The sequence below is a fragment of the Anoxybacillus mongoliensis genome, assembly GCF_014201515.1.
Classification (GTDB): domain Bacteria; phylum Bacillota; class Bacilli; order Bacillales; family Anoxybacillaceae; genus Anoxybacillus; species Anoxybacillus mongoliensis.
On sequence record NZ_JACHEQ010000003.1, the window covers coordinates 137,640 to 163,506 of the forward strand.

General features: G+C 44.2%; 24 protein-coding genes. 3 read left to right on the top strand and 21 right to left on the bottom strand.

What is annotated here, in order from left to right; all coding sequences use genetic code 11:
- Positions 1–23: 23 nt before the first annotated feature.
- The 5 genes from recG to HNR43_RS04355 form a co-directional block, all read right to left on the bottom strand.
- The gene (recG, locus tag HNR43_RS04335) at positions 24–2,072 is read right to left on the bottom strand and encodes an ATP-dependent DNA helicase RecG (protein ID WP_183241611.1); all 2,049 of its coding nucleotides are present in this window, start codon (positions 2,070–2,072) and stop codon (positions 24–26) included.
- Positions 2,065–2,952, bottom strand: coding sequence for an L-serine ammonia-lyase, iron-sulfur-dependent, subunit alpha (gene sdaAA, locus HNR43_RS04340; protein ID WP_183241613.1), 888 nt, complete (start codon positions 2,950–2,952; stop codon positions 2,065–2,067). Before sdaAA ends, recG begins: the two co-directional genes overlap by 8 nt.
- 24 nt (positions 2,953–2,976) lie before the next feature.
- On the bottom strand, positions 2,977–3,639 hold the full coding sequence (gene sdaAB / locus HNR43_RS04345) for an L-serine ammonia-lyase, iron-sulfur-dependent subunit beta (RefSeq protein WP_183241615.1): 663 nt from the start codon (positions 3,637–3,639) through the stop codon (positions 2,977–2,979).
- 86 nt (positions 3,640–3,725) lie between these two features.
- Positions 3,726–5,384, bottom strand: coding sequence for a DAK2 domain-containing protein (locus HNR43_RS04350; protein WP_183241617.1), 1,659 nt, complete (start codon positions 5,382–5,384; stop codon positions 3,726–3,728).
- Positions 5,385–5,401: 17 nt separating this feature from the next.
- Positions 5,402–5,764 (bottom strand): Asp23/Gls24 family envelope stress response protein, encoded by a 363-nt coding sequence (locus HNR43_RS04355; protein ID WP_006323120.1) that lies wholly within the window; start codon positions 5,762–5,764, stop codon positions 5,402–5,404.
- A 220-nt stretch (positions 5,765–5,984) separates the two neighbouring features.
- On the opposite strand from HNR43_RS04355, the gene rpmB reads away from it, so the two are divergent.
- Positions 5,985–6,170, top strand: a complete 186-nt coding sequence (gene rpmB / locus HNR43_RS04360) for a 50S ribosomal protein L28 (RefSeq protein ID WP_003394988.1) — start codon at positions 5,985–5,987, stop codon at positions 6,168–6,170.
- Between the two features lie 30 nt (positions 6,171–6,200).
- Here the strand turns inward: rpmB and spoVM are convergent, their stop codons facing one another.
- The 16 genes from spoVM to HNR43_RS04440 all read right to left on the bottom strand — a co-directional run bounded on the left by spoVM (position 6,201) and on the right by HNR43_RS04440 (position 23,313).
- Positions 6,201–6,281 (bottom strand): stage V sporulation protein SpoVM, encoded by an 81-nt coding sequence (spoVM, locus tag HNR43_RS14130; RefSeq protein ID WP_003394991.1) that lies wholly within the window; start codon positions 6,279–6,281, stop codon positions 6,201–6,203.
- Positions 6,282–6,354: 73 nt separating this feature from the next.
- On the bottom strand, positions 6,355–6,993 hold the full coding sequence (locus HNR43_RS04370; protein WP_183241619.1) for a thiamine diphosphokinase: 639 nt from the start codon (positions 6,991–6,993) through the stop codon (positions 6,355–6,357).
- Between the two features lie 30 nt (positions 6,994–7,023).
- Positions 7,024–7,680: a ribulose-phosphate 3-epimerase gene (rpe, locus tag HNR43_RS04375; RefSeq protein ID WP_183241621.1), complete on the bottom strand. Its 657-nt coding sequence runs from the start codon at positions 7,678–7,680 to the stop codon at positions 7,024–7,026.
- 2 nt (positions 7,681–7,682) lie between these two features.
- Positions 7,683–8,564, bottom strand: coding sequence for a ribosome small subunit-dependent GTPase A (gene rsgA, locus HNR43_RS04380; RefSeq protein WP_183241624.1), 882 nt, complete (start codon positions 8,562–8,564; stop codon positions 7,683–7,685).
- Between the two features lie 11 nt (positions 8,565–8,575).
- Complete coding sequence (gene pknB / locus HNR43_RS04385) at positions 8,576–10,501, bottom strand: Stk1 family PASTA domain-containing Ser/Thr kinase (protein WP_183241626.1); 1,926 nt, start codon at positions 10,499–10,501, stop codon at positions 8,576–8,578.
- A 6-nt stretch (positions 10,502–10,507) separates the two neighbouring features.
- Complete coding sequence (locus HNR43_RS04390; RefSeq protein ID WP_183241628.1) at positions 10,508–11,257, bottom strand: Stp1/IreP family PP2C-type Ser/Thr phosphatase; 750 nt, start codon at positions 11,255–11,257, stop codon at positions 10,508–10,510.
- 50 nt (positions 11,258–11,307) lie between these two features.
- Positions 11,308–12,357, bottom strand: a complete 1,050-nt coding sequence (gene rlmN / locus HNR43_RS04395) for a dual-specificity RNA methyltransferase RlmN (RefSeq protein ID WP_183241630.1) — start codon at positions 12,355–12,357, stop codon at positions 11,308–11,310.
- Positions 12,354–13,700, bottom strand: a complete 1,347-nt coding sequence (gene rsmB, locus HNR43_RS04400) for a 16S rRNA (cytosine(967)-C(5))-methyltransferase RsmB (protein ID WP_183241632.1) — start codon at positions 13,698–13,700, stop codon at positions 12,354–12,356. Before rsmB ends, rlmN begins: the two co-directional genes overlap by 4 nt.
- Positions 13,693–14,637 carry a methionyl-tRNA formyltransferase gene (fmt, locus tag HNR43_RS04405; RefSeq protein WP_183241634.1) on the bottom strand — a complete coding sequence of 315 codons (945 nt, stop codon included), beginning with the start codon at positions 14,635–14,637 and terminating at the stop codon, positions 13,693–13,695. Before fmt ends, rsmB begins: the two co-directional genes overlap by 8 nt.
- Positions 14,634–15,107, bottom strand: a complete 474-nt coding sequence (gene def / locus HNR43_RS04410; RefSeq protein WP_183241636.1) for a peptide deformylase — start codon at positions 15,105–15,107, stop codon at positions 14,634–14,636. The genes fmt and def overlap by 4 nt, the downstream gene beginning before the upstream one ends.
- Before the next feature lie 17 nt (positions 15,108–15,124).
- A complete protein-coding gene (gene priA / locus HNR43_RS04415; protein WP_183241638.1) occupies positions 15,125–17,539 on the bottom strand; it encodes a primosomal protein N' in 2,415 nt (804 codons plus the stop codon).
- Entirely contained in the window at positions 17,536–18,738 is a 1,203-nt protein-coding gene (gene coaBC, locus HNR43_RS04420; RefSeq protein ID WP_183241640.1) for a bifunctional phosphopantothenoylcysteine decarboxylase/phosphopantothenate--cysteine ligase CoaBC, read from the bottom strand. The genes priA and coaBC overlap by 4 nt, the downstream gene beginning before the upstream one ends.
- Positions 18,739–18,806: 68 nt before the next feature.
- Complete coding sequence (gene rpoZ, locus HNR43_RS04425) at positions 18,807–19,016, bottom strand: DNA-directed RNA polymerase subunit omega (protein WP_003395016.1); 210 nt, start codon at positions 19,014–19,016, stop codon at positions 18,807–18,809.
- A gap of 1 nt (position 19,017) precedes the next feature.
- On the bottom strand, positions 19,018–19,638 hold the full coding sequence (gmk, locus tag HNR43_RS04430; RefSeq protein WP_183241642.1) for a guanylate kinase: 621 nt from the start codon (positions 19,636–19,638) through the stop codon (positions 19,018–19,020).
- A gap of 24 nt (positions 19,639–19,662) precedes the next feature.
- Positions 19,663–20,541, bottom strand: a complete 879-nt coding sequence (locus tag HNR43_RS04435; RefSeq protein ID WP_183241644.1) for a YicC/YloC family endoribonuclease — start codon at positions 20,539–20,541, stop codon at positions 19,663–19,665.
- Between the two features lie 102 nt (positions 20,542–20,643).
- A complete protein-coding gene (locus HNR43_RS04440; protein WP_183241646.1) occupies positions 20,644–23,313 on the bottom strand; it encodes a calcium-transporting P-type ATPase, PMR1-type in 2,670 nt (889 codons plus the stop codon).
- Positions 23,314–23,414: 101 nt separating this feature from the next.
- Here HNR43_RS04440 and HNR43_RS04445 point away from each other — a divergent pair, with 101 nt between their 5' ends.
- Together HNR43_RS04445 and HNR43_RS04450 are read left to right on the top strand one after the other, a co-directional pair.
- A complete protein-coding gene (locus tag HNR43_RS04445) occupies positions 23,415–25,127 on the top strand; it encodes an Rqc2 family fibronectin-binding protein (RefSeq protein ID WP_183241648.1) in 1,713 nt (570 codons plus the stop codon).
- Positions 25,128–25,230: 103 nt separating this feature from the next.
- On the top strand, positions 25,231–25,848 hold the full coding sequence (locus HNR43_RS04450; RefSeq protein ID WP_183241650.1) for a hypothetical protein: 618 nt from the start codon (positions 25,231–25,233) through the stop codon (positions 25,846–25,848).
- Positions 25,849–25,867: the final 19 nt, after the last annotated feature.

Consider the following 25,867-nt stretch of genomic DNA (forward strand, 5'->3'; position numbering starts at 1 on the left):
CCAAAGTGACATTTCAACAACTTTTAATCTAATTTTTCGCCGTTTAAAACGCCCGATTGTTGTAAATGTTCACGAAGTAGCGCATATGTTTCATCGCGCCAAAACGAAGGCGAAGCAATGAGGCGCGCCGCATCTTGTCGCGCCACTTCTAAAATGCGATAGTCGTGAACAAGATCGCCAAGGCGAAACTCGGGCATGCCGCTTTGCTTCGTTCCGAAAAAGTCGCCCGGTCCACGTAGCTCTAAATCTTTTTCAGACAATACAAAGCCATCGTTTGTTTCTGTCATAATGCGCATTCGCTCTTTTCCGGTTTCTGATTTTGGATCGGCAACTAAAATACAGTACGACTGCGCTTGTCCACGCCCAACGCGCCCACGCAACTGATGAAGTTGGGCAAGACCGAAACGATCAGCATCATAAATAACCATGACCGTTGCATTCGGAACGTTTACGCCGACCTCAACAACCGTTGTAGAAACTAAAATATGGATGTCGTTTGTGCTAAAAGCACGCATCACTTCTTCTTTTTCTTCTGAAGATAAACGACCGTGCATGAGTCCGATGCGATATCGCCCTTTATAATAGTGCGTCAGCATCGCATGCACATCAATCGCGTTTTGGACATCCAGTTTTTCCGATTCTTCAATGAGCGGGCAAATGACGTATGCTTGATGACCCGCATCGACTTGTTTAGCGATAAACTGAAAGACGCGTTCAAGCATATCGTGTTTAACCCAATACGTCGCAATTTTTTTTCTTCCTTTTGGCATTTCATCAATGACGGACACGTCCATTTCTCCAAATGCCGTAATTGCAAGCGTACGTGGAATAGGTGTCGCCGTCATAAATAATACATCAGGCGATTGTCCTTTTTCACGTAAAATACGTCGCTGTTCGACCCCGAAACGATGTTGTTCATCTGTGATGACAACCCCAAGTTTCGCAAAATTCACATCGTCTTGAATGAGCGCGTGCGTACCGACAACAACGTGAACGTCGCCTCCTGCGAGCTGTTCGAGTAGCTGTTTACGCCTTTTTCCTTTTACTGAACTCGTCAACAGCTCGACACGAATGCCCATCGGTGCAAGTAGCGAACAAAGTGATTCAGCATGTTGTTCAGCTAAAATTTCTGTCGGTACCATTAACGCTCCTTGATACCCTGATAAATACACTGCGTATAATACAATAGCAGCAACGACTGTTTTTCCCGAACCGACATCGCCTTGTAATAGGCGATTCATACGGTATGGTGATTTTAAATCTTGCAAAATTTCACGCACAACGCGCTGTTGGGCGTTCGTTAACGGAAAAGGGAGCGACTGAATAAAAGCATGAAGCTGCTCATCGGAAAAGCGATGAGCAACGCCCGGTGACTGTTCGCGACGATATTTTTTTAACGCTTGCATTTTCAATTGAAAAAGTAAAAATTCTTCATAAACGAGACGGCGCCGCGCTTGTTTCAGTTGCTCGTGCGAAAGCGGCATATGAATGGCTCGTATTGCATCACGTTTTGATATAAGCCGATATGTTTGCAATAGCTCGTTCGGTAACGGATCGACGATCGCATCGCTGTATTGTTGCAAAGCAAGCGCAATAAAACGCCGCATACCTTTCACCGTTACATCGCCACGCGTCGAATAAACCGGTTCGATTTCCTTTTGTTGTTTCATTTCCCCGATGTGTAACTGTTGTACCGTAATCGTTTGACGATGTTTATCCCACTTGCCTGTGATCGTTACCGTTTCGTGTAAAGCAAGCTTCTTTTTCAAATACGGTTGGTTAAAACAAACGGCGGTTACTAAAAACCGGTCAACAAGTACACGAAACGTTAAGCGTGACTTTTTTCGGCTATAATATGTGAGGACAGGCTCGCTATACACTTTGCCAACGATCGTTATTTTTTCATCGTGCTTTGCTTCTTCTAATGAACATATGCGATAATCTTCGTAACGAAAAGGGAAATGATATAACAGTTGTTCAATTGTATGAATCCCCATCTCATGAAGCGTAGCCGCCGTCTCTTCTCCAATTCCTTTAATCGCTGTGACTGCTTGTTGTAATACGTCACTCACGTTTCTCATTCGGCTTGCCGAAAATATCCGCTTCCCATTTACGAGCGGTCGGCGTCGCCGCTAACCCTCCTTGTGCTGTTTCTTTTAACGCAACAGGCATCGTTTGACCGATGCGAAACATCGCTTCAATGACTTCATCGCACGGGATGCGACTTTGTATCCCAGCAAGCGCCATATCAGCAGCAATCATCGCATTTGCTGCTCCGATCGCATTTCGTTTCACACATGGTACTTCCACTAACCCTGCAACGGGGTCACAGACGAGCCCAAGCATATTTTTTAAAGCGATCGCCATCGCTTCTGCCGCTTGTCTTGGTGTACCACCAGCCATTTCGACAAGCGCCGCCGCTGCCATACCTGCTGCTGAACCGACTTCCGCTTGACAACCTCCTGCCGCCCCAGAAATCGATGCATTGTTTGCGACGACAAATCCGAACGCACCAGCTGTAAATAAAAACTCAACCATTTGTTCACGCGTCGGTTGCAGTTTTTCTTTCACTGCAAATAACGTACCTGGGACGACACCAGCCGATCCCGCTGTCGGCGTGGCACAAATCATCCCCATTGCTGCGTTCACTTCGTTCGTCGCCATCGCTTTGCTGACGGCATCTAAAATCGTTTCCCCTGATAAAAATTGACCGCGTGCAATATATTGTTGCAAGAGTGGAGCATCGCCGCCTGTTAACCCAGAATGCGAGCGAACGCCTGCTAATCCGCGTATGACGGCTTGTTCCATCACTTGTAAGTTTTTCTCCATTTGCGCAATGATATCCTCTCGACTGCGCTCAGTGACTTCCATTTCTTGACGAATCATCACTTCAGCAATTTTTATTTGTTCCCGTTCCGCTCGTTCCACAAGTTCTGCTACATTTCGAAACATCGTTATCTCCCCTTTGCGCCGCGCTTACTCGACAATTTTTGTTACGTCAATAATATGTGGTAGCGCTTTTAATTGTTCGACAATCGCATCGTCAATATTTTGATCGACTTCAATCGTCATTAACGCTTGTTTTCCTTTTTCCTTCCGCGAGACTTCCATATGACCGATATTAATCGCATATTTCGCTAACACGTTAGCGACCCCTGCGATCGCTCCATAACGATCGTTATGCATAATTAGAAGGGCAGGGTGATGACCAGAAAGCTTTAGTTCGAAACCGTTTAGCTCAATAATTTCAATTTTTCCACCGCCAATCGAAATGCCGACAAGCTCGAGTTCCCCTTTTTCATCACCGAGACGAATTTTTGCGGTGTTTGGGTGAGGTGGAATCGCTTCTTCTTCATGAAACGTGATGCGAATACCTTCTTGCTTGGCGATGTGTAGCGACGTTTTCATTCGTTCATCAAACGTATCAAAATTTAATAAACCGCCAACAATAGCAACATCTGTCCCGTGCCCTCTGTACGTCTCAGCGAATGAACCGTAAAAGAAAATATCGGCCCATGCTGGCTTTCTCCCAAATAAATTGCGCGCTACTTTGCCAATGCGTACCGCTCCTGCCGTATGCGAACTTGACGGACCGATCATAATCGGACCGATAATGTCAAATACACTGCGATATTTCACGTTTTGTTCTCCCCTTTGTCATCTTCATGAAAAAGAAGGGGAACACTCCCCTTCTTTCATCATATGTGAATGATAGCGATCTCGCTTTATTCAATCGCAAAAATAAATGGATATAGCGGTTGGCCACCTTGATGCGTTTCTACTTCGACATGCGGAAATTGTTGTTCAACAAATTGAACGACGTGTGCGAGTTGTTCTTCTGTCGCATCTTCTCCAAAGAGAATCGTTAAAATCTCATCTTCCTCGCTAACCATATGTGTAAGTAACGTTTCAACGACATACGTAAGCTCTTTGTCGGATACGACAATTTTTCCATCGGCAATTCCCATATAATCGTCTTTTTCGATTTCGACACCATCAATATTTGTATCGCGTACAGCAAACGTCACTTGTCCTGTTTTTACGCGAGCAAGCGCCTCCGTCATCGCTTTCTCATTGTCTTCTTTTGTCGCAGAAGGGTTAAAGGAAAGCAGAGCAGTCATGCCTTGTGGTACTGTTTTTGATGGAATGACGACCACATCACATGAAGCGACAGAAGCAGCTTGTTGAGCTGCTAAAATAATATTTTTATTGTTTGGCAAAACAAATACCGTTTGGGCATTTACTTCCTCAATTGCCTTCACGATGTCTTCTGTGCTTGGATTCATCGTTTGTCCACCTTCGATGACCGCATGAGCACCGATGCTTGTAAATAATTGGGCAATGCCATCCCCCATCGCCACCGCAACGATGCCGTATGGGATGCGCTCTTGTTTTTTCGGCGGCTGCATCTCTTGGTGAACGATATTTGCATGCTGTTCACGCATGTTTTCGATTTTAATGTTAATTAAACTCCCGTAGCGTTGTGCGTATGTGAGCACTTCACCTGGTTGCTCCGCATGAATGTGCACTTTCACTAATTCGTCATCTGCAATGACAAGGAGCGAATCACCGAAGCGGCTTAAATCTTGACGAAATGCATCTTCATGGAACGGATGTTTCGCCACTTTATCTTGCTCAAATTTCACCATAAATTCTGTACAATATCCAAATTCGATGTCATCTGCACTCAGATGGCTTTGAACGTTGCGATGATGTTCTGTGCGGACGAGCTGTTCCATTGACAACGCTTCTGTTTCTGCAATCGTTTCACCTTTTAAAGCAGCTAAAAATCCTTCATATACAAATACGAGGCCTTGTCCACCGCTGTCAACGACACCTACTTCTTTTAAGACAGGAAGCAAATCAGGCGTCCGCTTCAGCGATGCTTTTGCTTCTTTCAGCACTTCCGTCATCACAACGACGATATCCGTTTCTTTTTTCGCCACAGCTACTGCGCGCTTTGCTGCGTCTTTTGCAACCGTTAAAATTGTTCCTTCAACCGGCTTCATCACCGCTTTATATGCCGTTTGTACGCCCGCTTCAAGCGCTGCCGCAAACTCTTTGCTGTTAATTTCGCTTTTTTGTTCAATTGCTTTCGCAAATCCACGGAATAATTGTGATAAAATGACGCCTGAATTTCCGCGCGCGCCCATTAACAACCCTTTCGCTAGCGCACTTGCCACTTTTCCGATATGGTCAGATACGTGATTTTTTACTTCTTTCGCACCAGATGTCATCGACAAATTCATATTCGTTCCTGTATCCCCATCTGGAACGGGAAACACGTTTAATGCATCTACTGTTTTTGCATTGTTCGCTAAATGTGTCGCGCCTTGCAACACCATTTGTGCAAAGCGTTTCCCATCTAATGTTGTCATTGTCACCGACTAGTTCCTCCTCACTACGGATTCGTGACACGAACCCCTTGAACATAGATGTTAATTGACTGAACAGATAAACCTAACGTTTGATCTAACGTATACTTCACTTTCGTTTGTACGTTATGTGCAACTTCAGAAATTTTCGTACCGTAGCTAACGATGACGTATAAATCGATGTGCACTTCATCGTTTTCTTGGCGAACAACAATACCTTTTGCGAAATTTTCACGACGTAAAATTTCAGCAATCCCATCTTTTAATTGATTTTTTGATGCCATGCCGACAATGCCGTAGCAATCGACCGCGGCTCCTCCAGCAATCGCTGCAATGACATCGTTACTAATTTCAACACGACCATATTTCGTTTGTAATTCAATGGACATCGCTCAAGTCCCCTTTCTTGTTAGGTAGCTAACGCCATTGTACTATACTCGGCTTATTTTTAAAAGTTCCTACCCATAGTATATTTACCCGAAATAGAAAACAGATGTCAAGGTTATTTTCTTGAAAGAGTATGTCGGAAGTATTGCAATCCGTTTTTATGTATGATAAATTATAGTAGTGTTTTGAGCACGTAGTTTGGCAAGTGAGGAGGGAAACAAAATGGCAAAATGCTTTGTGACTGGTAAGAAAAAATCATTCGGAAACGCTCGTTCTCACGCAATGAATGCGAGCCGCCGCACATGGAAAGCAAACCTTCAAAAAGTTCGCATTTTAGTTGACGGAAAGCCAAAGCGCGTTTGGGTTTCTGCTCGCGCATTAAAATCCGGAAAAGTAGAACGCGTGTAATAGAAAAAAGCACCAATTATTTGGTGCTTTTTATCCTTTTTTGAACGAATTTAACATTGCTCGCACAATTCCACCTAAAAATTTCGGCAACTTAATCGTATAAAATTTCACTATGATTCCCTCCCCTACAGTGCACACTCTTCTACTAATATATTCATCTCCGCACAAATCGTACCTCGAAGCGTTATTTTTCATCCTTGCTTCTTATCATCATTAATATGCCTTCAGTGAATGAAAAAGTACCAAAATGATGGATGAGTTCGTTGCTTACGCATAATGTTGATCCGAGCGGTATATCGTGCGCATCGAGCGAATATTTAAATCCCCGAAGCGTTAAAGCACGAATCGGGGTCATGGGGATAAAGGAAATATACGAATAATCGCCTTCTTTTTCAACGATATGTTCCCCGTTTCGATAAAGTGTAACGACATTTTGACGATCAATTAATTCAATTTGTCCATCTTTTCCTTTAAACAAAAGCTGGACGTTTCCGAATAAATGATCAAGTCGCCCACCCGTTCCTCCAAACACGCGAATTTTTGTCGCTTGTTGTGCAAGTGCCCAATCAAGTGCAATGTCTGTATCCGTTTGATCTTTTTCAGATGGCCATATGTCGATGTGAGGTAATTTTTTTTTCAATTGTTGTAACTCTCGTTCATCCATGGAGTCAAAATCGCCAAACGCTCGTTTTGGCATGATTCCCGCATCAAGTAGCGCTAAAACGCCACGATCTACTCCTATCCAACATACGTCTTCTCCGTCATAAGCTTGCAAATGAGGTAAGAAGCTTGTCGGCCCTCCTGCTACAAGATGAATAATCAATTGGCTCCCCTCCTAAGAAAGAAGGATGTGTCAACATGACACACCCTCGCGAATAGCGCGAATTGCTTTGGCACGATCTTTTTGATTATAAATGGCTGATCCTGCAACGAGAACGTTCGCTCCGGCTTCGACACAAAGTTTTGCGGTTTCAGCGTGAATACCGCCGTCGACTTCAATTTCAACAGAAATTCCACGCTCGCGAACGAGTGTTGAGAATGCTTGAATTTTTGGAAGTACTGCTGGAATAAACGATTGTCCGCCAAAACCCGGATTGACCGTCATAAATAAAACGAGGTCAATGTCTTCAACCAAATGTTCAACCATCGAAATCGGTGTATGCGGATTTAACGCTACTCCTGCTTTTACACCATGTTCTTTAATGAGATGAATGGTGCGATGTAAATGCGGACACGCTTCAACGTGTACGGTTAAATAGTCTGCTCCTGCTTTCGCAAACGTCGGGATATAACGATCAGGTTGTTCGATCATTAAATGAACGTCAAGCGGCAATGTCGTCACAGGACGAATCGCCTCGACGATGAGCGGTCCGATGGTAATATTCGGGACGAAATGCCCGTCCATGACATCGACATGAATATAATCCGCTCCCCCACGCTCTACATCGATAATTTCTTCGCCAAGTTTAGCAAAATTGGCAGATAAAATGGATGGTGCAATTTTAACCATGCTTAATACCTCGGCTTTCGTTCTTTTATTTCCTCGATAAAGCTCACGTAATGTTCGTAACGATAAGAAGGAATGTCTCCCGATGCTAACGCCTCTTTCACCGCACATTTCGGCTCGGCTGTATGCGTACAACCACGAAACTTACAATCGGCGCTTCTAGATACAAACTCTGGAAAACAGAGCGGCAATTGTTCGAGTTCGATCTCATCGAATTCTAGCGCACTAAATCCCGGCGTATCTGCAACAAAACCGCCCCCGATTTCAATTAACTCAACATGCCTTGTCGTATGTTTTCCTCGTCCAAGATGATGGGAAATGTCCCCTGTTTTTAACTGTAAGTCCGGACGTAACGCATTGAGTAAAGACGACTTCCCAACGCCCGACTGCCCCGCAAATACGGACACTTTTCCTGCAAAGTACGGCAATAACGCCTCAACGCCCGCAAGCGTTTTGACTGACACTTCTAACACATCATATCCAATTTGACGGTAATCGCGAATATATTGTTCGATGTGCGGCTTTGTTTCATCATCGACTAAATCCATTTTGCTTACAACAATAATGGGACGGATATGTTTTGCTTCAATTAATACGAGAAATCGATCAAGTAGTCCGGGGCTGAAGTCTGGCTCGGCGGCTGAAAACACTAAGATCGCTTGATCGATATTTGCGATTGGCGGGCGAACAAGTTCATTTTTCCGCTCAAATACATCTAATATGTAGCCTTCTCGTTCATTTTCCGCCTGAAAAGAAACGTAGTCGCCGACAAGCGGCGTCACTTTCCGCTTCCGAAACACTCCGCGACCACGACATTGATATACTTGACCGTCACTTAATACGTAATAAAAACCGCTTAGCGCTTTAATAATTTTTCCTTCTGCCATACCTTCCTCCTTTAAGGTGTTGTTGGATACGGGACGATACCTTCACGTACTGTCGTGCCATTGACAACGACGCGATATCTTCCTTGTTTCCCTTGTTGAATGACAAATTCAACACGTTCTTTTACATCATTTGTTAAGCGATAACGTTTGTACGGTTGAGCAAATGAATGGTTTTCATCTTCAATATATAATTCTGCCATGACTGGTTCATTCACATCAACAGGCGGTTCATACGGAATGTCAATTTCTTGAACGACTTTCTTTGTTTGCACCGGCTCTTTTCCGAGGGAAATAACGACCGTAACAGTCGCCCCTTTTTCCAATCTTGCATTCGCTTGTGGCGTTTGAGAAATAACGAGCCCTTTTTCGACTGTATCAGAATATTGCTGTTTGACGATCACGTACAGTTGTTGGTCTGCTGCATAATCACGCACACTTTTTTCCGTGTATCCTGTTAAGTCTTTTAAAATAATTTTTTCTTGTCCAAGGCTTACTGTGAAACGTACTTCTGTTTCTTCTGGCACAACTTTTTCACCTGGAAGCGGAAATTGCTCAATGATCGTTCCTGCAGGTTCGTCGCTATACACTTCCTTTTTATCGATAAGCAAATATTTTTCCGCTCGTAATTGTGGCTCGACATCAGCGATTTGCTCACCAACATAATTTTTGAACTCGATTTTTTTCTTTCCGATACTTTTGTAAATTGTCACCGCTGTTCCTACTTTTACGACTTTTCCAGCCTGTGGATTTGTGCGAATGACGTAACCTTCTGCAATATCATCGTGTTCTTCTTCAACCGTCTTTTCAATTTTCAAACCTAACGACGTCAATTGTGTGATCGCATCATCATAATTTTTGTTTGTGACATCCGGCACAGTCACATCTTTTGGAAAAAATAAGTCTGGAAGCCATGTGACCGCACTCACCCCAGCACTAATGAACAACAAAAGAAACACTGTCCATGCAGCAAGCCACTTTTTCGAACGCTTCTTCTTTGGAGCAACGTCTTCTTGTTTTTCTTGTGGCGGAGAAGCGGCCGATTTGACAATCGGGATAATTTTCGTCTCTTCATCATCGTCTTCCATAGGCAACGTAAACCTTGCTTCATTCATACGCTCCGGTGAAAGAGCAGTACGAATATGTTGTTGCATATCCAATGCGCTATTGTAGCGATGCAACAAGTTTTTTGCTGTCGCTTTTAACACAATGTTTTCTACGCTTTGCGGAATATTCGGATTCCATCGTCGCACAGACGGTGTTTCTGTTTGCAAATGTTTTAATACAATCGCCACAGCAGATTCGCCAGAGAACGGCAATTGACCTGTTAATAGTTCAAACATGACGATACCGAGCGAATAAATATCCGATTTTTCCGTCGCCATCCCACCTTTAGCTTGCTCAGGCGACAAATAATGAACGGAGCCTAAAACGGAATTCGTTTGGGTAATTGTCGTTGAACTTAAAGCAACCGCGATACCGAAGTCTGTAATTTTTAATGTTCCATCTTCTGCGACTAAAATGTTTTGTGGCTTAATGTCGCGATGAATGACTCCGTTTTGATGGGCGTGGGCCACTGCCCCTGTTAATTGATCCATCATGCGCAACACTTCTTGCACAGGGAGGGGGGCATGTTGCTGAATATATTGTTTTAACGTACATCCACGCACATATTCCATAACCATGTAATAAATACCGTCATCTTCTCCGACATCGTAAATCGTTACAATATTTTCATGGTTTAAACTTGTTGCGGCTTGTGCTTCGCGGCGAAAACGTTTAATAAATAATTCATCGTTTGCAAAATCTAAACGTAACACTTTTACGGCAACGTCGCGATCCAAAATGATATCTCTAGCTAAATAAACGTTCGCCATGCCACCGCCACCAATGAGTTGCAAAATTTTATAGCGACCGTTTAATCGTTTGCCGATGAGCACGAGCGATCACCTACTTTCATCCGCAGCTGCAAATTGTACGATCGCTAACGTAATATTATCTTCTCCACCGTGTTCGTTTGCCACATCGATGAGCGCCTGCGCTTTTTCTTCAAGCGAGCGATCGGACGTTAATACGTCGACCATCGTCTGTTCCGATACTTTATTAGAAAGTCCGTCAGAACAAAGCAATAACATATCTCCTTCTTCGACAGTCACTGTTTTCACGTCTAGCTGAATCGTCTGTTCTGTTCCGAGCGCACGCAATAGCACATGTTTACGCGGATGATATTCTGCATCTTCTTTCGATAGTTGCCCGCTTTTCACTAATTCATTAACAAGGGAATGGTCTTCCGTCATTTGTTGAAAACCGTTTGCATTTAACAAATAGCAACGACTATCACCAATGTGCCCGATCGTCGCAAACTGGTTTGTACAAATGGCAGCAACAACGGTCGTCCCCATTCCTTGACAATGATCGTTCTTTTGGGAGTGATGAAAGAGCGATTCGTTTACTTTCATGACATGTTCTTTTAACCACGTTTCCGCTTGTTGTGGCGATGTCATTTCATCTGTTTCTTCCCAAAATTGTTTTAATTGTGTCATCGTCATTTCACTCGCCACATCGCCAGCCAGATGGCCACCCATCCCGTCAGCGACAACGGCTAAATAGTTGCCTGCTTTATTGATAAAAACACCGCCGTTATCTTCATTATGCGACCTAATTTTACCGACATCCGTTTGAAACACCGCCTTCATACATGCACGATACTCACGCGAGTATCGCTTCCTCCCTTCTGCTGTCCCGTTTACGCTTTCGTTTCTTCCTTTCTTTCTTTTGCACGCAGTTGTCCGCATGCTGCATCAATATCATGCCCTTGTTCACGACGAATCGTGACGTTAATGCCATATTTTTTTAACGTTTTTTCAAACGCAAAAATTTGTTCACGCGGCGTACGAACATAGTTGCGTTCAGGTACGTAGTTGACTGGAATTAAATTGACATGGCATTTTAATCCTTTAATCAGCTCCGCAAGCTCTTCTGCATGTTCAATTTGATCGTTCACACCGCCAAATAAACCATATTCAAATGTGACGCGTCTCCCGGTTTTTTCAATGTAATAGCGCACCGCTTCCATTAATTCCGGCAATTTATAAGCGCGGTTAATCGGCATCAGTTTCGACCGCAATTCCGTATTTGGTGCATGAAGCGAAATCGCAAAATTAATTTGCATATTTTCATCAGCGAATTGGTAAATTTTCGGGATAATACCGCTTGTCGATACGGTAATATGACGCGCGCCAATATGCAGCCCTTTCGGATGATTAACAATTTTTAAAAACTTGAGCAGCTCGTCATAGTTATCGAACGGTTCACCTATTCCCATCACAACGATGCTACTTACGCGTTCGTTCGTTTCATCGAGCGCTTTTTGCACTTTGACAACTTGAGCAACAATTTCACCTGCTTGTAAATTGCGCTTTAATCCGCCTAATGTCGAAGCACAAAACGTACAGCCAATTCGGCAACCGACTTGAGTCGTGACACAAATCGAATTGCCGTAATCATGGCGCATAAGCACCGTTTCAATCGAATAGCCGTCATGAAGCTCAAATAAAAACTTCATCGTTCCGTCTTTTGATGTTTGCTGCACGAGCGTTTTTAATGTCGTGATGACAAAATGTTCATCTAACCGCTCGCGTAGCGCTTTTGGAATATTCGTCATGTCCTCAAATGATGTCACCCGTTTTTTATATAGCCATTCAAAAATTTGTGTGGCGCGAAACGGCTTTTCTCCTTGCTGTTCCACCCAACTTTGTAAGTCTTCTAAACGCAGGGAGTAAATGGATGGTTTCATATTATGTCACCTTTCTTTTTCAATGTTGCGATAAAAAATCCATCGCTAAATACGTAATGTGGAAGCAATTGCAACATACCGTCATGAACATACGATGCAACTGAAGATGGCAAGCGTGAAGCAAGCGTTTCGTCGCGATCATATTCAGGATGTTCATCTAAAAACTGAGCGATGACTTGCTCATTTTCTTCGCGATCAACGGTACATGTGCTATATACAAGCGTTCCACCGCGTTTTAAAAGTGGGGCAACCGCTCGTAAAATATTTAGTTGAACGCTCGCAAGTTGCTCAATATCTTTTTCGCTTTTCGCATATTTAATTTCCGGCTTCCGACGAATAACACCGAGCCCTGAACAAGGGGCATCAACTAATATACGATCAAACGTTTCAGCGACAAATTGCGTATGCGCTTGACGGCTATCGAGCTGTTTTGCTTCTATATTCGACAAGCCTAAACGCTTTGCCTGCTGTTCAATGAGTTTTACTTTATGATCGTGAATATCTAATGCAACGACACGACCTTTATTGTTCATTCGTTCTGCCATATGTGTCGTCTTTCCGCCTGGAGCCGCACAACAGTCTAACACGACGTCTGTGTCCGTCGGAGAAAGGGCGTAGGCGACAAGCATTGAGCTTTCATCTTGAATCGTGATGAGCCCTTCTTGAAACACGCTCGTTTTCGCTGCATTTCCTTTCATGATTTTGATTCCAATCGGCACAACCGAAGAAGGAACGGCTTCAACTCCTTCTTCTTTTAGGCGAGCGATCACTTCTTCAACGGTTGTGCGCATGACGTTCACTCGTGCCGTTTGTTCAGGCGGTAAGTTGTTCACTTCACACATCTGTTTCGTCTCATCGAAGCCGAACTGTTCAATCCAACGCCGCACAACCCAAAGCGGATGGCTCGTTGCGATTGCTAAACGTTCACTCTCATCTTTCATCTCATCGAACGATCGCAATCCTTGACGCTGAACGGAACGTAATATGCCGTTTACGAGCGAAGCAATACCGCGATGGCCACGACGTTTCGCAATTTCCACCGCTTCAAATAACACCGCACGATCAGGGATGCGGTCTAAATATACCATTTGATAAAGCGACAAGCGAAGCAATATGCGCACCCACGGTTCGATTTTTCCTTTGATAAACGGCTGTAAATAGTAATCGAGCGTATCGCGACGCTGAATCGTTCCGTATACTAATTCTGTTAACAGTGCCACGTCTTGAGCGGATAATTCGTTCGTTTCAATGACGTGATGTAACGACAAGTTGCTATATGCTCGTTTTTTTTCAATGTCCTCTAACACATGTAGCGCCAATTGGCGCACGTTTTTTTTACTCATTCGCCCCTCCTAATACTGTTCCAATTGAAATCGTCGTTCCGCGCAAAAAGTCAGTGGCGCTCATTTTTCGTTTTCCGGCTGGCTGCAGTTCCGTAATTTTTATTGCTGTCTCATTTCCGGTTGCAACGATGATGCCATCTTGCTCAACAGCGACAATCGTACCCGGCTTCGCTTGTGAAGAAGCTTGTACTTTTTCTCCCCACCAAATTTTCCAACGCTCATCGCCATATGTCGTATAGGCAACAGGCCACGGATTCATGCCGCGAATATGGTTGTAAATGTCTTCACCTGTTTTCGTCCAATCGATTCGTTCTTGTTCAGGCTTAATGTTGTACGCAAATGTCGCTTGTTCATCATCTTGCTTGATCGGCGTGATGTCGCCTCGAAACAGTTTCGGAAGCGTCTCAGAAAGAAGTTTCGCTCCCGCTTCGCTTAGTTTGTCGTGCAACGTTCCGACCGTATCGCGCTCATCAATTGGCACTTCTACTTGCGTCAATATATCGCCTGCATCTAGCTTTTCAACCATGTACATAATTGTAATGCCCGTTTTCTTTTTTCCTTGTAAAATGGCGTAGTGAATCGGAGCACCTCCGCGCAACTCTGGCAAAAGTGACGCATGCACATTAATGCAACCGTACGTTGGTGCTTCGAGGAGCGGTTTCGGTAAAATTTGTCCGAATGCAGCGGTCACAATCAAATCAGGCTGTAGAGCGATTACTTGCTCGTATTGTTCTTTCTCACGAATTTTCGTCGGTTGTAATACCGGAATGCCGTACGATTCAGCTGTCACTTTGACAGGTGGTGGGGTTAATTGTTGTTTTCGTCCTTTCGGTTTATCTGGTTGCGTCACGACGCCGACGACGTTATAGCCGTCTTTTATTAGTTGTTCTAAAATTGGAACGGCAAAATCAGGTGTTCCCATAAACACAATGTTCATTGTTCGAACTCTCCTTCTTCATAATAACGAATCACTTTTGACGTAAACAATATGCCATGTAAATGGTCGATCTCATGTTGTAACGCACGCGCTAAAAAGCCAGTCGCTTCGATTTCGAATGGGCGACCGCGACGATTTTGCGCACGTACTTTCACGTATTGGAAGCGTTTCACTTCCCCAAATAATCCCGGAAAACTTAAACATCCTTCTGGTCCGATTTGTTCGCCGCCCTGTTCGACGATGACAGGATTAATTAATTCAATGCGCCCATGGCGGTCGCCAATGTCAACAATTGCAATTTGTTGAGCGATGCCGATTTGTGGGGCGGCTAAGCCGACCCCATCGGCCGCAAGCATCGTATCGTACATGTCGTTTAATAGCTTCGTCAATTTTCGGTCAAATACGGTGACTAGCTGACAAGCGGTTTCTAAAATTGGTGCAGGATATGTTACAATCGGTAAAATGGCCAAAACGTCTCCTCCCTTATTTACATCATCATATATGGATTTAAATCAATGGTAATCGTCACATCGCCGCGCGCCATGTCACGCTGATAATGTTCAACAATCGTGCGGAGCGCTGTCGTTAAGTTCGCTTCTCGCTTGTATTTTATCATGCATTGGTAACGATATCTATCGTTCATGCGCGCAATCGGAGAAGCGACAGGTCCTAGCACAATGGCTTCAGGAGAAAGATGTTTTTTCACGTGTGTAGCAATTTTTTCGGCTACGCTTACTCCTTTGAGCGGATCGACATGGGATACGGTAATGAGCGTTAAATAGTAAAACGGCGGATACCCATGTTTTTTTCGGGTAATCATTTCGCGCTCATAAAACGCTTCAAAATGATGATCGGCTGCTAGTTGAATGCTGTAATGTTCAGGCGTGTATGTTTGGATGACGACTTCCCCCGGTAAATGATGTCGCCCTGCACGGCCGCTCACTTGTGTTAGTAGCTGAAACGTTTTTTCTGCCGCCCGAAAGTCAGGCACATGAAGCATCGTGTCAGCTGCTAATACGCCAACTAATGTGACGTTTGGAAAATCAAGTCCTTTCGCAATCATTTGCGTGCCAAGTAAAATGTCAGCATTCCCTTCCCCAAATTCATTTAGCAATCGTTCGTGTGCTCCTTTACGGCTCGTTGTATCGACATCCATCCGAATGACGCGTGCATGAGGTAAAAGCTTTGTTAATTCTTCTTCCACTTTTTGTGTTCCTGTTCCGAAAAAACGAATATGTTCGCTTTGACAAGCAGGACAATGTGAAGACATACGTTGTTCGTATCCACAATAATGACATTTCAGTTGTTGTTGAACGCGATGGTATGTAAGCGAAATATCGCAATGCGGGCATTGAATCACATGACCGCAGTCTCGACACATGACAAAAGATGAATAGCCACGACGATTTAAAAATAAAACGGATTGTTCTCCTTTTTGTAACCGCTCCGTTAGTTTTTCAAATAAGAGCCGAGAAAACATCGAACGGTTTCCTGCCCGCAATTCTTCGCGCATATCGACAATCTCAACAGGTGGAAGCGCATGATCGTTCATTCGTCTCGTTAACGTAACTTGTTTATATACTCCTTTTTTTGCGCGCGCAAACGATTCAAGCGATGGGGTAGCGCTGCCGAGCACAATCGGACAGCGATGGTAACGGCCGCGAAAAATGGCAACATCGCGAGCGTGATAGCGCGGTGATTCTTCTTGTTTGTAGCTCGTTTCATGCTCTTCATCGATAATAATGATGCCAATGTTTTCAAACGGAGCGAAAATGGCAGAGCGCGCCCCGACGACAAGTTGCACTTCTTTTCGTTGAATTTTCCGCCATTCGTCATATTTTTCTCCGAGCGATAGACCACTATGGAGAACGGCTACTTTGGAGCCGAATCGTTCTTTAAACCGCCTCACCATTTGTGGTGTCAGTGAGATTTCTGGTACGAGCACAATCGCTTCTTTTCCTTTTTTTAAGACGAGATCAATCGCTTGCATATATACTTCTGTTTTCCCACTTCCAGTGACACCGTACATTAAAAAGACGTCGTGTACGTTTTGCTCAATCGCTTGTCCGATCGCATGTAGCGCTTTGCGTTGTTCATCTGTTAAAGCGAGTGGTTTTGTTTTTGGAAATGGGCGATTCGCATACGGATCACGATATATTTCTTTTTCTTTCACAGCGACAAGTTGTTTTTTGATGAGTGTTTGAACGGTTGCCCATGTGCTATTTGTTTCACTAAGCAACTGTTTTAACGGTAAAGCGCGCGCCACAAGCAATCGCTCGAGTATTTGTTTTTGTTTCATTGCGCGCGTTGAGAGCGATGTGAGTATATGTGTGACGTGTTCATCACTTGCACATAATTCAACCCATTTTTCTGTTTTTATTTTTCCTTTTTCTTCAACTCGGTAAACAACTTCAATATGACCGTTTGCAATTTCCTTTTGCAACAGGCGCACGTATGGGGTTTTTTCGACATCGCTCCATGGGATGATGAGACGGTCACGAAATAGCGCGCGTACGTTTTCATGGACGAGTGGCATATATTGTTCGATGAGCCGAATATCCTTTTCATATTTCGCTTTCATCGCGGCAGGTAACATCGCTTGAAAGGCAGATACCATGAAACATAGTGTCGTTTCTGTTAGCCATTTCCCTAATTGAAGTAATTCCTCGTTTAATACAGGAACAACATCAAAAAGGGAATGAATCGGCTTTAATTGTTCTATTGGCATATCGGTCGTTTCTTTCACTTCAATGACAAACCCTTGTAAGAGTCTAGTTCCAAATGGTACGACAACGCGCATCCCAGCTTGTACGATGCCAACAAGTTCAGGCGGGATGATGTAATCAAACGGGCGATCCGTTTGACTCGCTGGAATATCAACGATGACAGAAGCAATCGTCATAAGCGTCCCTCAATTTCACGATGAACTTCACGTAAAATTTCTTTTGCCACTTCCGATTTTGGTAAAAGCGGAAGTTGTTTTTCGGTGCCGTCTCGTTTAAATAGCGTTACAATGTTCGTATCCGTTCCGAATCCCGCCCCTTCTTGCACGACGTTATTTGCGACAATCATATCGGCGTTTTTGCGGGCAAGCTTGTCTTTGGCATATCGTTCGACATCGTTCGTCTCTGCCGCAAAACCGACTAAAAATTGATGCGTTTTTTGTTTACCGAGCGTTTGTAAAATATCGACGGTTCGTTCTAAAACGACAGTATAGTCCTCTTGTTGTTTTTTTATTTTATTGTCCGCAACATATTTCGGACGATAATCTGCTACTGCCGCTGTTTTAATGACGATGTCGCTATCGTGAAAATGGTTCATCACGTTTTCATACATGTCTTGCGCGCTTTCCACACGAATCGTCTGTACGCCTGCAGGACTAGGAAGCGATGTCGGACCAGAAATGAGGACGACATCGGCTCCAAAATCGCGCGCCGCTTCGGCGAGTGCATATCCCATTTTCCCAGTCGAATGATTGCTGAAAAAACGGACAGGGTCAAGTTTTTCACGGGTCGGACCAGCGGTCACTAATACTTTTTTTCCTTTTAATATCTCGTTTGTTGCGAAATGTTGTTCAAGCAAAGCGACGATCGTTTCTGGCTCTTCTAATCGTCCTTTTCCAACGTAACCGCACGCAAGCATCCCTTCCGCCGGTTCAATGAAGCGATAACCGAATGACTGCAATGTACGCATATTTTGTTGCACAGCTGGGTGTTCATACATATGAACGTTCATCGCTGGGGCAATCCACACCGGCGCTTTTGTCGCAAGTAAAATGGTTGTCACCATATTATCGGCTAGTCCGTGTGCAAGCTTTGCGATCGAGTTTGCGGTCGCAGGGGCAACGAGTACGACATGTGCCCAATCAGCTAAATCAATATGCGCAATGACGTTCGGCTTTTTTTCATCAAATGTATCGACGTACACCTCGTTTTTTGATAACGCTTGGAACGTAAGCGGTGTAACGAATTGACAAGCCGCTTCCGTCATGACGACTTTCACATTCGCTCCCGCTTGTACAAGTTTGCTTGTGAGCGCTGCTGCTTTATATACTGCAATTCCACCTGTCACACATAATAAAATGTTTTTATGCTGAAGCATCGACGTTGCCCCTTTCATTTGGTATTTGTAAAAAAATAACAACCTAAAACTAGGTTGTCGTAAGTAGTTTATTGCGTTGCTTCTTCTTCGCTAACGACTTCAATATGACCCGCCGCAATTTCTTCTAACGCTTTGCCGACAAATTTTTTCGACACAGGTTTTTCGATCGTTAAATCGTTTTTTACTTGTAATTGGCGTGCGCGCTTCGCCGCCACTGTCACAAGCGTATATTTTGAATCTAATTTTGTCATAAGTAAGTCAATCGAAGGATATAACATATTACTCAACCTCCAACATCTTTTTATATCGTTGTGCCACGCGTTCCCGACGACAATGTTCAGCCGTCACAATCGCTTTAATGCGTTCACACGCAAGCTCAACTTGATCGTTTTCAACGACGTAATCGTACGCATCCATCATTTCTAGCTCTTCTTTCGCTGCCTTTAATCGATCGCGAATGAGCTCTTCTGATTCTGTTCCGCGCATTTCAATGCGCTTACGCAATTCGCTTAAACTTGGCGGAGCGAGGAAAATAAAGAGCGCCTCTGGAAACACTTTACGAACTTGCATCGCCCCTTGCACTTCAATTTCTAAAAAGACGTCTTTTCCTTCTTGCAACGTTTTTTCCACGTACTCAATTGGCGTACCGTAGTAATTCCCAACATATTCCGCCCATTCTAGCAATTCATTTTGGCGAATCATTTGTTCAAACTGTTCGCGCGTTTTGAAAAAGTAGTCGACACCATCAACCTCCCCTTCACGCGGTTTGCGCGTCGTGACGGAAATCGAATATTGCAATTGAATGTCTGGCTGTGAAAATAATGCTTTTCGCACTGTCCCTTTTCCAACGCCGGACGGTCCTGATAAAACGATTAATAACCCTCGTTCTTTCACGTTCATCCCTACCCTTCTATAATAAACAAACTACTCCACATTTTGCACTTGTTCTTTAATTTTTTCAAGGGCGCTTTTCATGTTAACGACTTCAGAGGCGATGTGGCCATCGTTTGCTTTGGAGCCGATCGTATTCATTTCGCGGTTGAGCTCTTGGACGAGAAAGTCGAGCTTTCGTCCGACTGCTCCCCCTTCGGAAACGATGCGACGAAACTGTTCAATATGGCTATATATACGTTTTAATTCCTCGTGAATATCGACTTTTTCTGCAAATAAAGCGACTTCCGTTAGTAGCCGTTGTTCATCAACAATACCTTGGACGAATTCATGCACCCGTTTATGTATGCGTTCGCGGTAAGAAGCGACAACCGTTGGTGCAAGCTGTTCAATGCGATGCACACTTTTTTCGATCGTCTCAAGTTGTGTAAGCATATCTGCTAATAACGCTTTTCCTTCTTGTTCACGCATATATTTTAACTGTTCAACCGCTTCTTTTGTCGCTTCTAACAGCAAAGAAAGAAGTGCATCGTTTTGTAGCGGTTGTTCTGTCATTTCCACCGCATCCGATAGCATGTGTACCATATCTCGAAGCGATATATCATCTGTGAAATGAAACCGACTGCGTACATCCGTCAACATACGATAATACGCATCAACAAGTTGCCAATCGACATGAAGCGTTCGTTCAACGAGCTGTTCTCCTTCAATCGTGACAAACACCTCGACACGTCCACGTGCAATATGTTCGGTAATGACTCTTTTTATTTTATCTTCAAACATCATCCACTGTCTAGGCATGCGGATCGAAATTTCACAAAAACGGTGATTGACTGATTTCATTTCCACCGTAATGCGTACGTTTTCATCTTCTCTTTTTCCTCGACCAAATCCTGTCATACTCACGATCATATTCTCACATCCATTGCTACATTGTCGACAATAAAAGAAGGTAATAGATGACTCCATTACCCTCTCTCATTATAACATATATCACTATATAGCGAAAACATTTCATGAACGGCGGCGGGTGAATAGCGAACCTGCCAGTAAAAATGTCGGAATGGACGATAAACCAACAATCAACAACCAATCCGTGAGCGGAAGCGACATCGTATGGAAAATTGGTTGTAGCGGTGGATAATAGATGACGACAAGCAGCAATAAAAGCGACGACAAGACAGCAAGCACTAAATACATATTTTCAAACGGATTGCGGTCAAACACCGAGCGCTCGCTTCGACAATCAAAGACGTGAATGAGCTGTGCGAGCACGAGCGTCGCGAACGCGACCGTCTGCGCATACGTTAAATTTTCTGGATGACGCGCATGCACAACAAGAAAGGCAATAAGCGTCACCATGCCAATTAAAAAACCGCGGCTAACAATTTTCCAACCGAGCCCGCGCGCAAACACCCCTTCTTTCGGATGGCGTGGCGGTCGTTTCATGACGTTTTCTTCTGCAGGATCTAATCCGAGCGCCATGGCAGGTAACCCGTCTGTCACAAGATTGACCCATAAAATTTGAATCGGTACAAGCGGAAGCGGAAGCGCTAAAATCATCGCAAACAACATGACTAAAATTTCTCCCACGTTTGAGGCAAGCAAGTAACGAATAAATTTGCGAATGTTTTCGTAAATGTTTCGTCCTTCTTCAATCGCCGCTTTAATGGTCGCAAAGTTATCGTCTAACAAAACGAGCGACGCCGCTTCTTTTGATACGTCCGTTCCTGTGATTCCCATCGCAATGCCAATGTTCGCTGTTTTAATGGCAGGGGCGTCGTTGACACCATCGCCTGTCATCGCGACAATATGTCCTCTTTTTTGTAACGCTTGTACGATTTTTAATTTATGTTCTGGCGACACGCGCGCAAAAACATATACATCTTCAACAATATCTTCTAATTCCTCGACAGAAAGGGTCGATAACGTTTTTCCGTCCATTACTTTTCCGTTTGGTGGCAACATGTGTAGTTGTTGGGCAATAGCTTTAGCTGTTAAAATATGATCCCCTGTAATCATGATTGTTTTGATGCCCGCTTTTTTACATTCGGCAATCGCTTGTTTCACTTCTTTTCGAGGCGGATCGATCATTCCTTGCAAACCGATGAACGTTAAATCGCTTTCCGCTTTCGTTTCATCATTGACCGTTTCGGTAAACGAAAGTGGGCGATACGCGATCGCAATTGTGCGCAACGCTTGTGAGGCGAGCATATTGACCGTTTGTTGCACCGTTTTTCGTTCTTGGTCACGAAACGGTTTTGCTTGACCGTCCACATATATGAAGCGGCAACGTTCAAGCAACATATCTGGCGCTCCTTTTGTAACAATCCAACGTCGATTCGAGCGGTCCTTGACGATGACGGTCATCATTTTGCGCGTCGAATCAAACGGAAATTCATGTTCAATCGTAAATTCGGCGGCGATTTTTTCTTTCGTCCACCCGGCTTTCGCTGCCGACACAACGAGTGCTCCTTCGGTCGGGTCGCCGTCAATCATATACGTTTTCCCTTTTTTCTTCAGTTCCGCATGATTGCATAGTGCGCCGAACAATAACGTTTGTTGCAACGATGTGTCTATTTTTTCTTGTTTCCCGTTCAACAAAAACGTTCCTTTTGGCTCATAGCCCGTCCCGCTTACCGTCCATAACCGATTATTCACCCATACGTGTGTGACCGTCATTTGATTTTCTGTCATCGTTCCTGTTTTATCCGAACAAATGACCGACGCACATCCAAGGGTCTCAACCGCCGGCAGTTTGCGCACGATGGCGTTTCGTTTCATCATTCGTTGCACACCGAGCGCCAACACGACAGTAACAATGGCAGGCAAGCCTTCCGGAATCGCGGCAACCGCAAGCGATACCCCAGCTAAAAACATGTCATATAACGCATGCCCTTGCCATACACCGAGCACAACAACGAGCGCCGTCAGCGCTAAAGCGATGACAATTAAAATTTTGCCGAGCTGTTCAAGCTTCCGCTGCAACGGTGTCGTCATCGTTGGCGCAGACTGTAATAAATGGGCAATTTGCCCCATCGCTGTATTCATTCCTGTCGCCACAACGATCCCGATCCCGCTTCCTTTCGTCACGAGCGTCCCCATAAACGCCATATTTGTCCGATCACCTAACGAAGCGTCTGGCGCAAGTGGTGCGGTTTGTTTTTCAACGGGAAGCGATTCGCCTGTCAACGACGATTCTTCAATATATAACCCTTTCGCTTCCACGATGCGAACATCAGCCCCGATGCGATCTCCACTTGTAAATTTAACAATATCTCCCACAACAAGATCGGCAGACGGTACTTTCATCCATTCGCCATCACGCAAAACGAGCGATTCTGGGGCAGATAGTTTTTTTAACGCTTCAAGCGACTTTTCCGCACGCCGCTCTTGTATAAATCCTAAGCACGCGTTAATGATGACAATCGCCACGATCGCGACCGCATCAATGTATTCGCCGAGTACGGCGGAAATCGCTGTTGCTGCCAATAAGACGAGCACCATAAAGTCTTGAAACTGCCCGATAAATTGTTTGAACGCAGACGGCTTTTTTTCTTCTGATAACTCATTTTTCCCCAATTGTTTTAACCGTTTTTTCGCTTCTTTTTCCGTTAATCCGAAACCGATCGTTGTATTTACTTGTTGTTCGACTTGTTCCACACGCAGTCCGTGCCAGCTCATTTCTTTCCCCCTTCCGCTTGTCTTATCTATGACAGCTTATTCAGGCATGTACAAAAAAATGATATGGTATAATGAAAAGAAAAAAGAGAAAGGTGTTTTTTATGTCGTTTGACGGAGTATTTACATATGCGATGACAAAAGAATTGCAGCGCACGCTTGTCGGGGGGCGCATTTCAAAAATTTATCAGCCATTTCCATCTGAATTAGTGCTACATATTCGTTCGCACGGAAGCAATTATAAATTACTATTGTCTGCTCATCCGACTTATGCCCGCATTCATTTAACAAATGAAACGTACGATAACCCTTATGAACCGCCGATGTTTTGTATGCTTTTGCGTAAACATATCGAAGGCAGCGCCATTGAAGCGATTACGCAAGTCGATTTTGATCGCATCATCATCATTCACGTGAAAGCAAGAAATGAGCTTGGTGATGTATGCACGAAACAGCTCATCATCGAAATTATGGGCCGCCACAGCAACATCATTCTCGTCGATGAACAGACAAACACAATTATTGATAGTGTCAAACATCTTTCACCTGCTGTGAACCGATACCGAACAGTGTTACCAGGGGCGCCTTATATATTGCCTCCATCGCATGACAAAATCAATCCGCTTCATGCAACAGAAGAGACGGTGTTAAAAAAAATCGATTTTCTCGCAGGAAAATTAGCGGATCAACTTGTGGCGACATTTATGGGCATCTCCCCGCTATTTGCGCGCGAAGCTGTCCATCGCGCAGGGCTTGCTAACCGGGCGACGCTGCCGAAAAGCTTCATCTCTTTGATGGAAGATGTACGCAGCGAGAAATTTACTCCGTGTATATATACAAGCGGACAAAAAGAAATATTTTATGCGCTACCATTGACTCATATGGAAGACGAAATGAAGCCGTTTGCCACATTAAGTGACATGCTTGACCGTTTTTATTTCGGCAAAGCGGAACGCGATCGCGTCAAACAACAGGCGCACGATTTAGAACGATTTGTCGCAAATGAAAAAGCGAAAAACGAGAAAAAGCTCGTGAAGTTAAAACAAACGTTAGAGGAAGCAAAACAAGCGGAGCAATATCGACTATATGGGGAACTGCTGACGGCAAACCTTTATACAGTGAAGCGCGGAATGAGCGAAATCGAAGTCGTCAACTATTATGATGAAAACGGTGCAACGATCATCATCCCGCTTGATGAACAAAAAACGCCGTCGGAAAACGCGCAAAGCTATTTTCAAAAATACCAAAAAGCGAAAAATTCGCTTGCGATTGTCCAAGAGCAAATTGAGCGCACAAAAGAAGAAATCGTGTATTTCGATACGCTATTGCAGCAGCTCGAAACCGCCTCACCAAAAGATATTGAAGACATTCGCGACGAATTAATCGAACACGGCTATTTGCGCGCCAAAGCAACAAAACAAAAAAAACAAAAGCCGCGCACGATCGAACTTGAGCGCTACATCTCAAGCGACGGAACAGAAATTTTTGTCGGCAAAAACAATAAACAAAACGACTATTTAACGAACAAATTCGCAAGCAAAGACGACATTTGGCTGCACACGAAAGACATCCCAGGCTCCCACGTCGTCATTAAAAGCAAACAGCCATCCGAACAAACGATCATCGAAGCTGCTCACTTAGCTGCTTACTTTAGCAAAGCGCGCCACTCGAGCTCCGTCCCGGTCGACTACACGCGCGTCCGCTACGTCAAAAAACCGAGCGGCGCCAAACCTGGCTTTGTCATTTACGAAAACCAGCAAACGATCTACGTCACGCCGGATGAGGAGTTGGTCGTGAGGATGAAAAAACCCGTCTAGATAAGGCGGGTTTTTGTTTTAATCGAAAAATTTCGTCATTTTTTCGTCCTCTCTTTTTGTCGAATGATGATATAATGGAAAAGGAAAAAAGGAGGTGAACATGGTGGAACAGTTGTTGCAACGCATTTTTGATGAGCTGGCATTTTTACGTGCAAACATGGCAACAAAAGAAGACGTCGCTATGTTGAAAGATGAGATTCGAGCGTTAGAAAGCCGCGTCAGTCATATTGAGCAGACGATGGCCACGAAAGACGATATCGCAAGCATTGAACAGCGCATGGCAACAAAAGATGATATCGCTGTTATGGACAAACGCATCGAACACATCGAACAAACGATGGCCACAAAAGACGATATCGCAAGCATCGAACAACGTATGGCGACAAAAGACGATATCGCTGCGTTACAAAACAGTATGCATGCGCTCGAACATCGAGTAGATCGGATTGAGCAAACAATGGCAACAAAAGAAGATGTAGCACTTGTGCCAGCGATTCGTGAAATGGTTGGACAATTAATGGAACGAATGACGGTTGTTGAGTTGCATGTGCAAGAAATTCCAGTGATGAAACAACAAATCGAACAGTTGTCACAACAAATGGAAGAAGGGTTTGAGAAAATAGCGCATCAAGAAACGATCCTACAAGCATTATCACTCCGTTCGATTCAACAAGCAAACGATATCCACTATTTAAAAACAAACGTCATTTCCACAAAGTAAGAAAAGGGTGTCGCTCGTG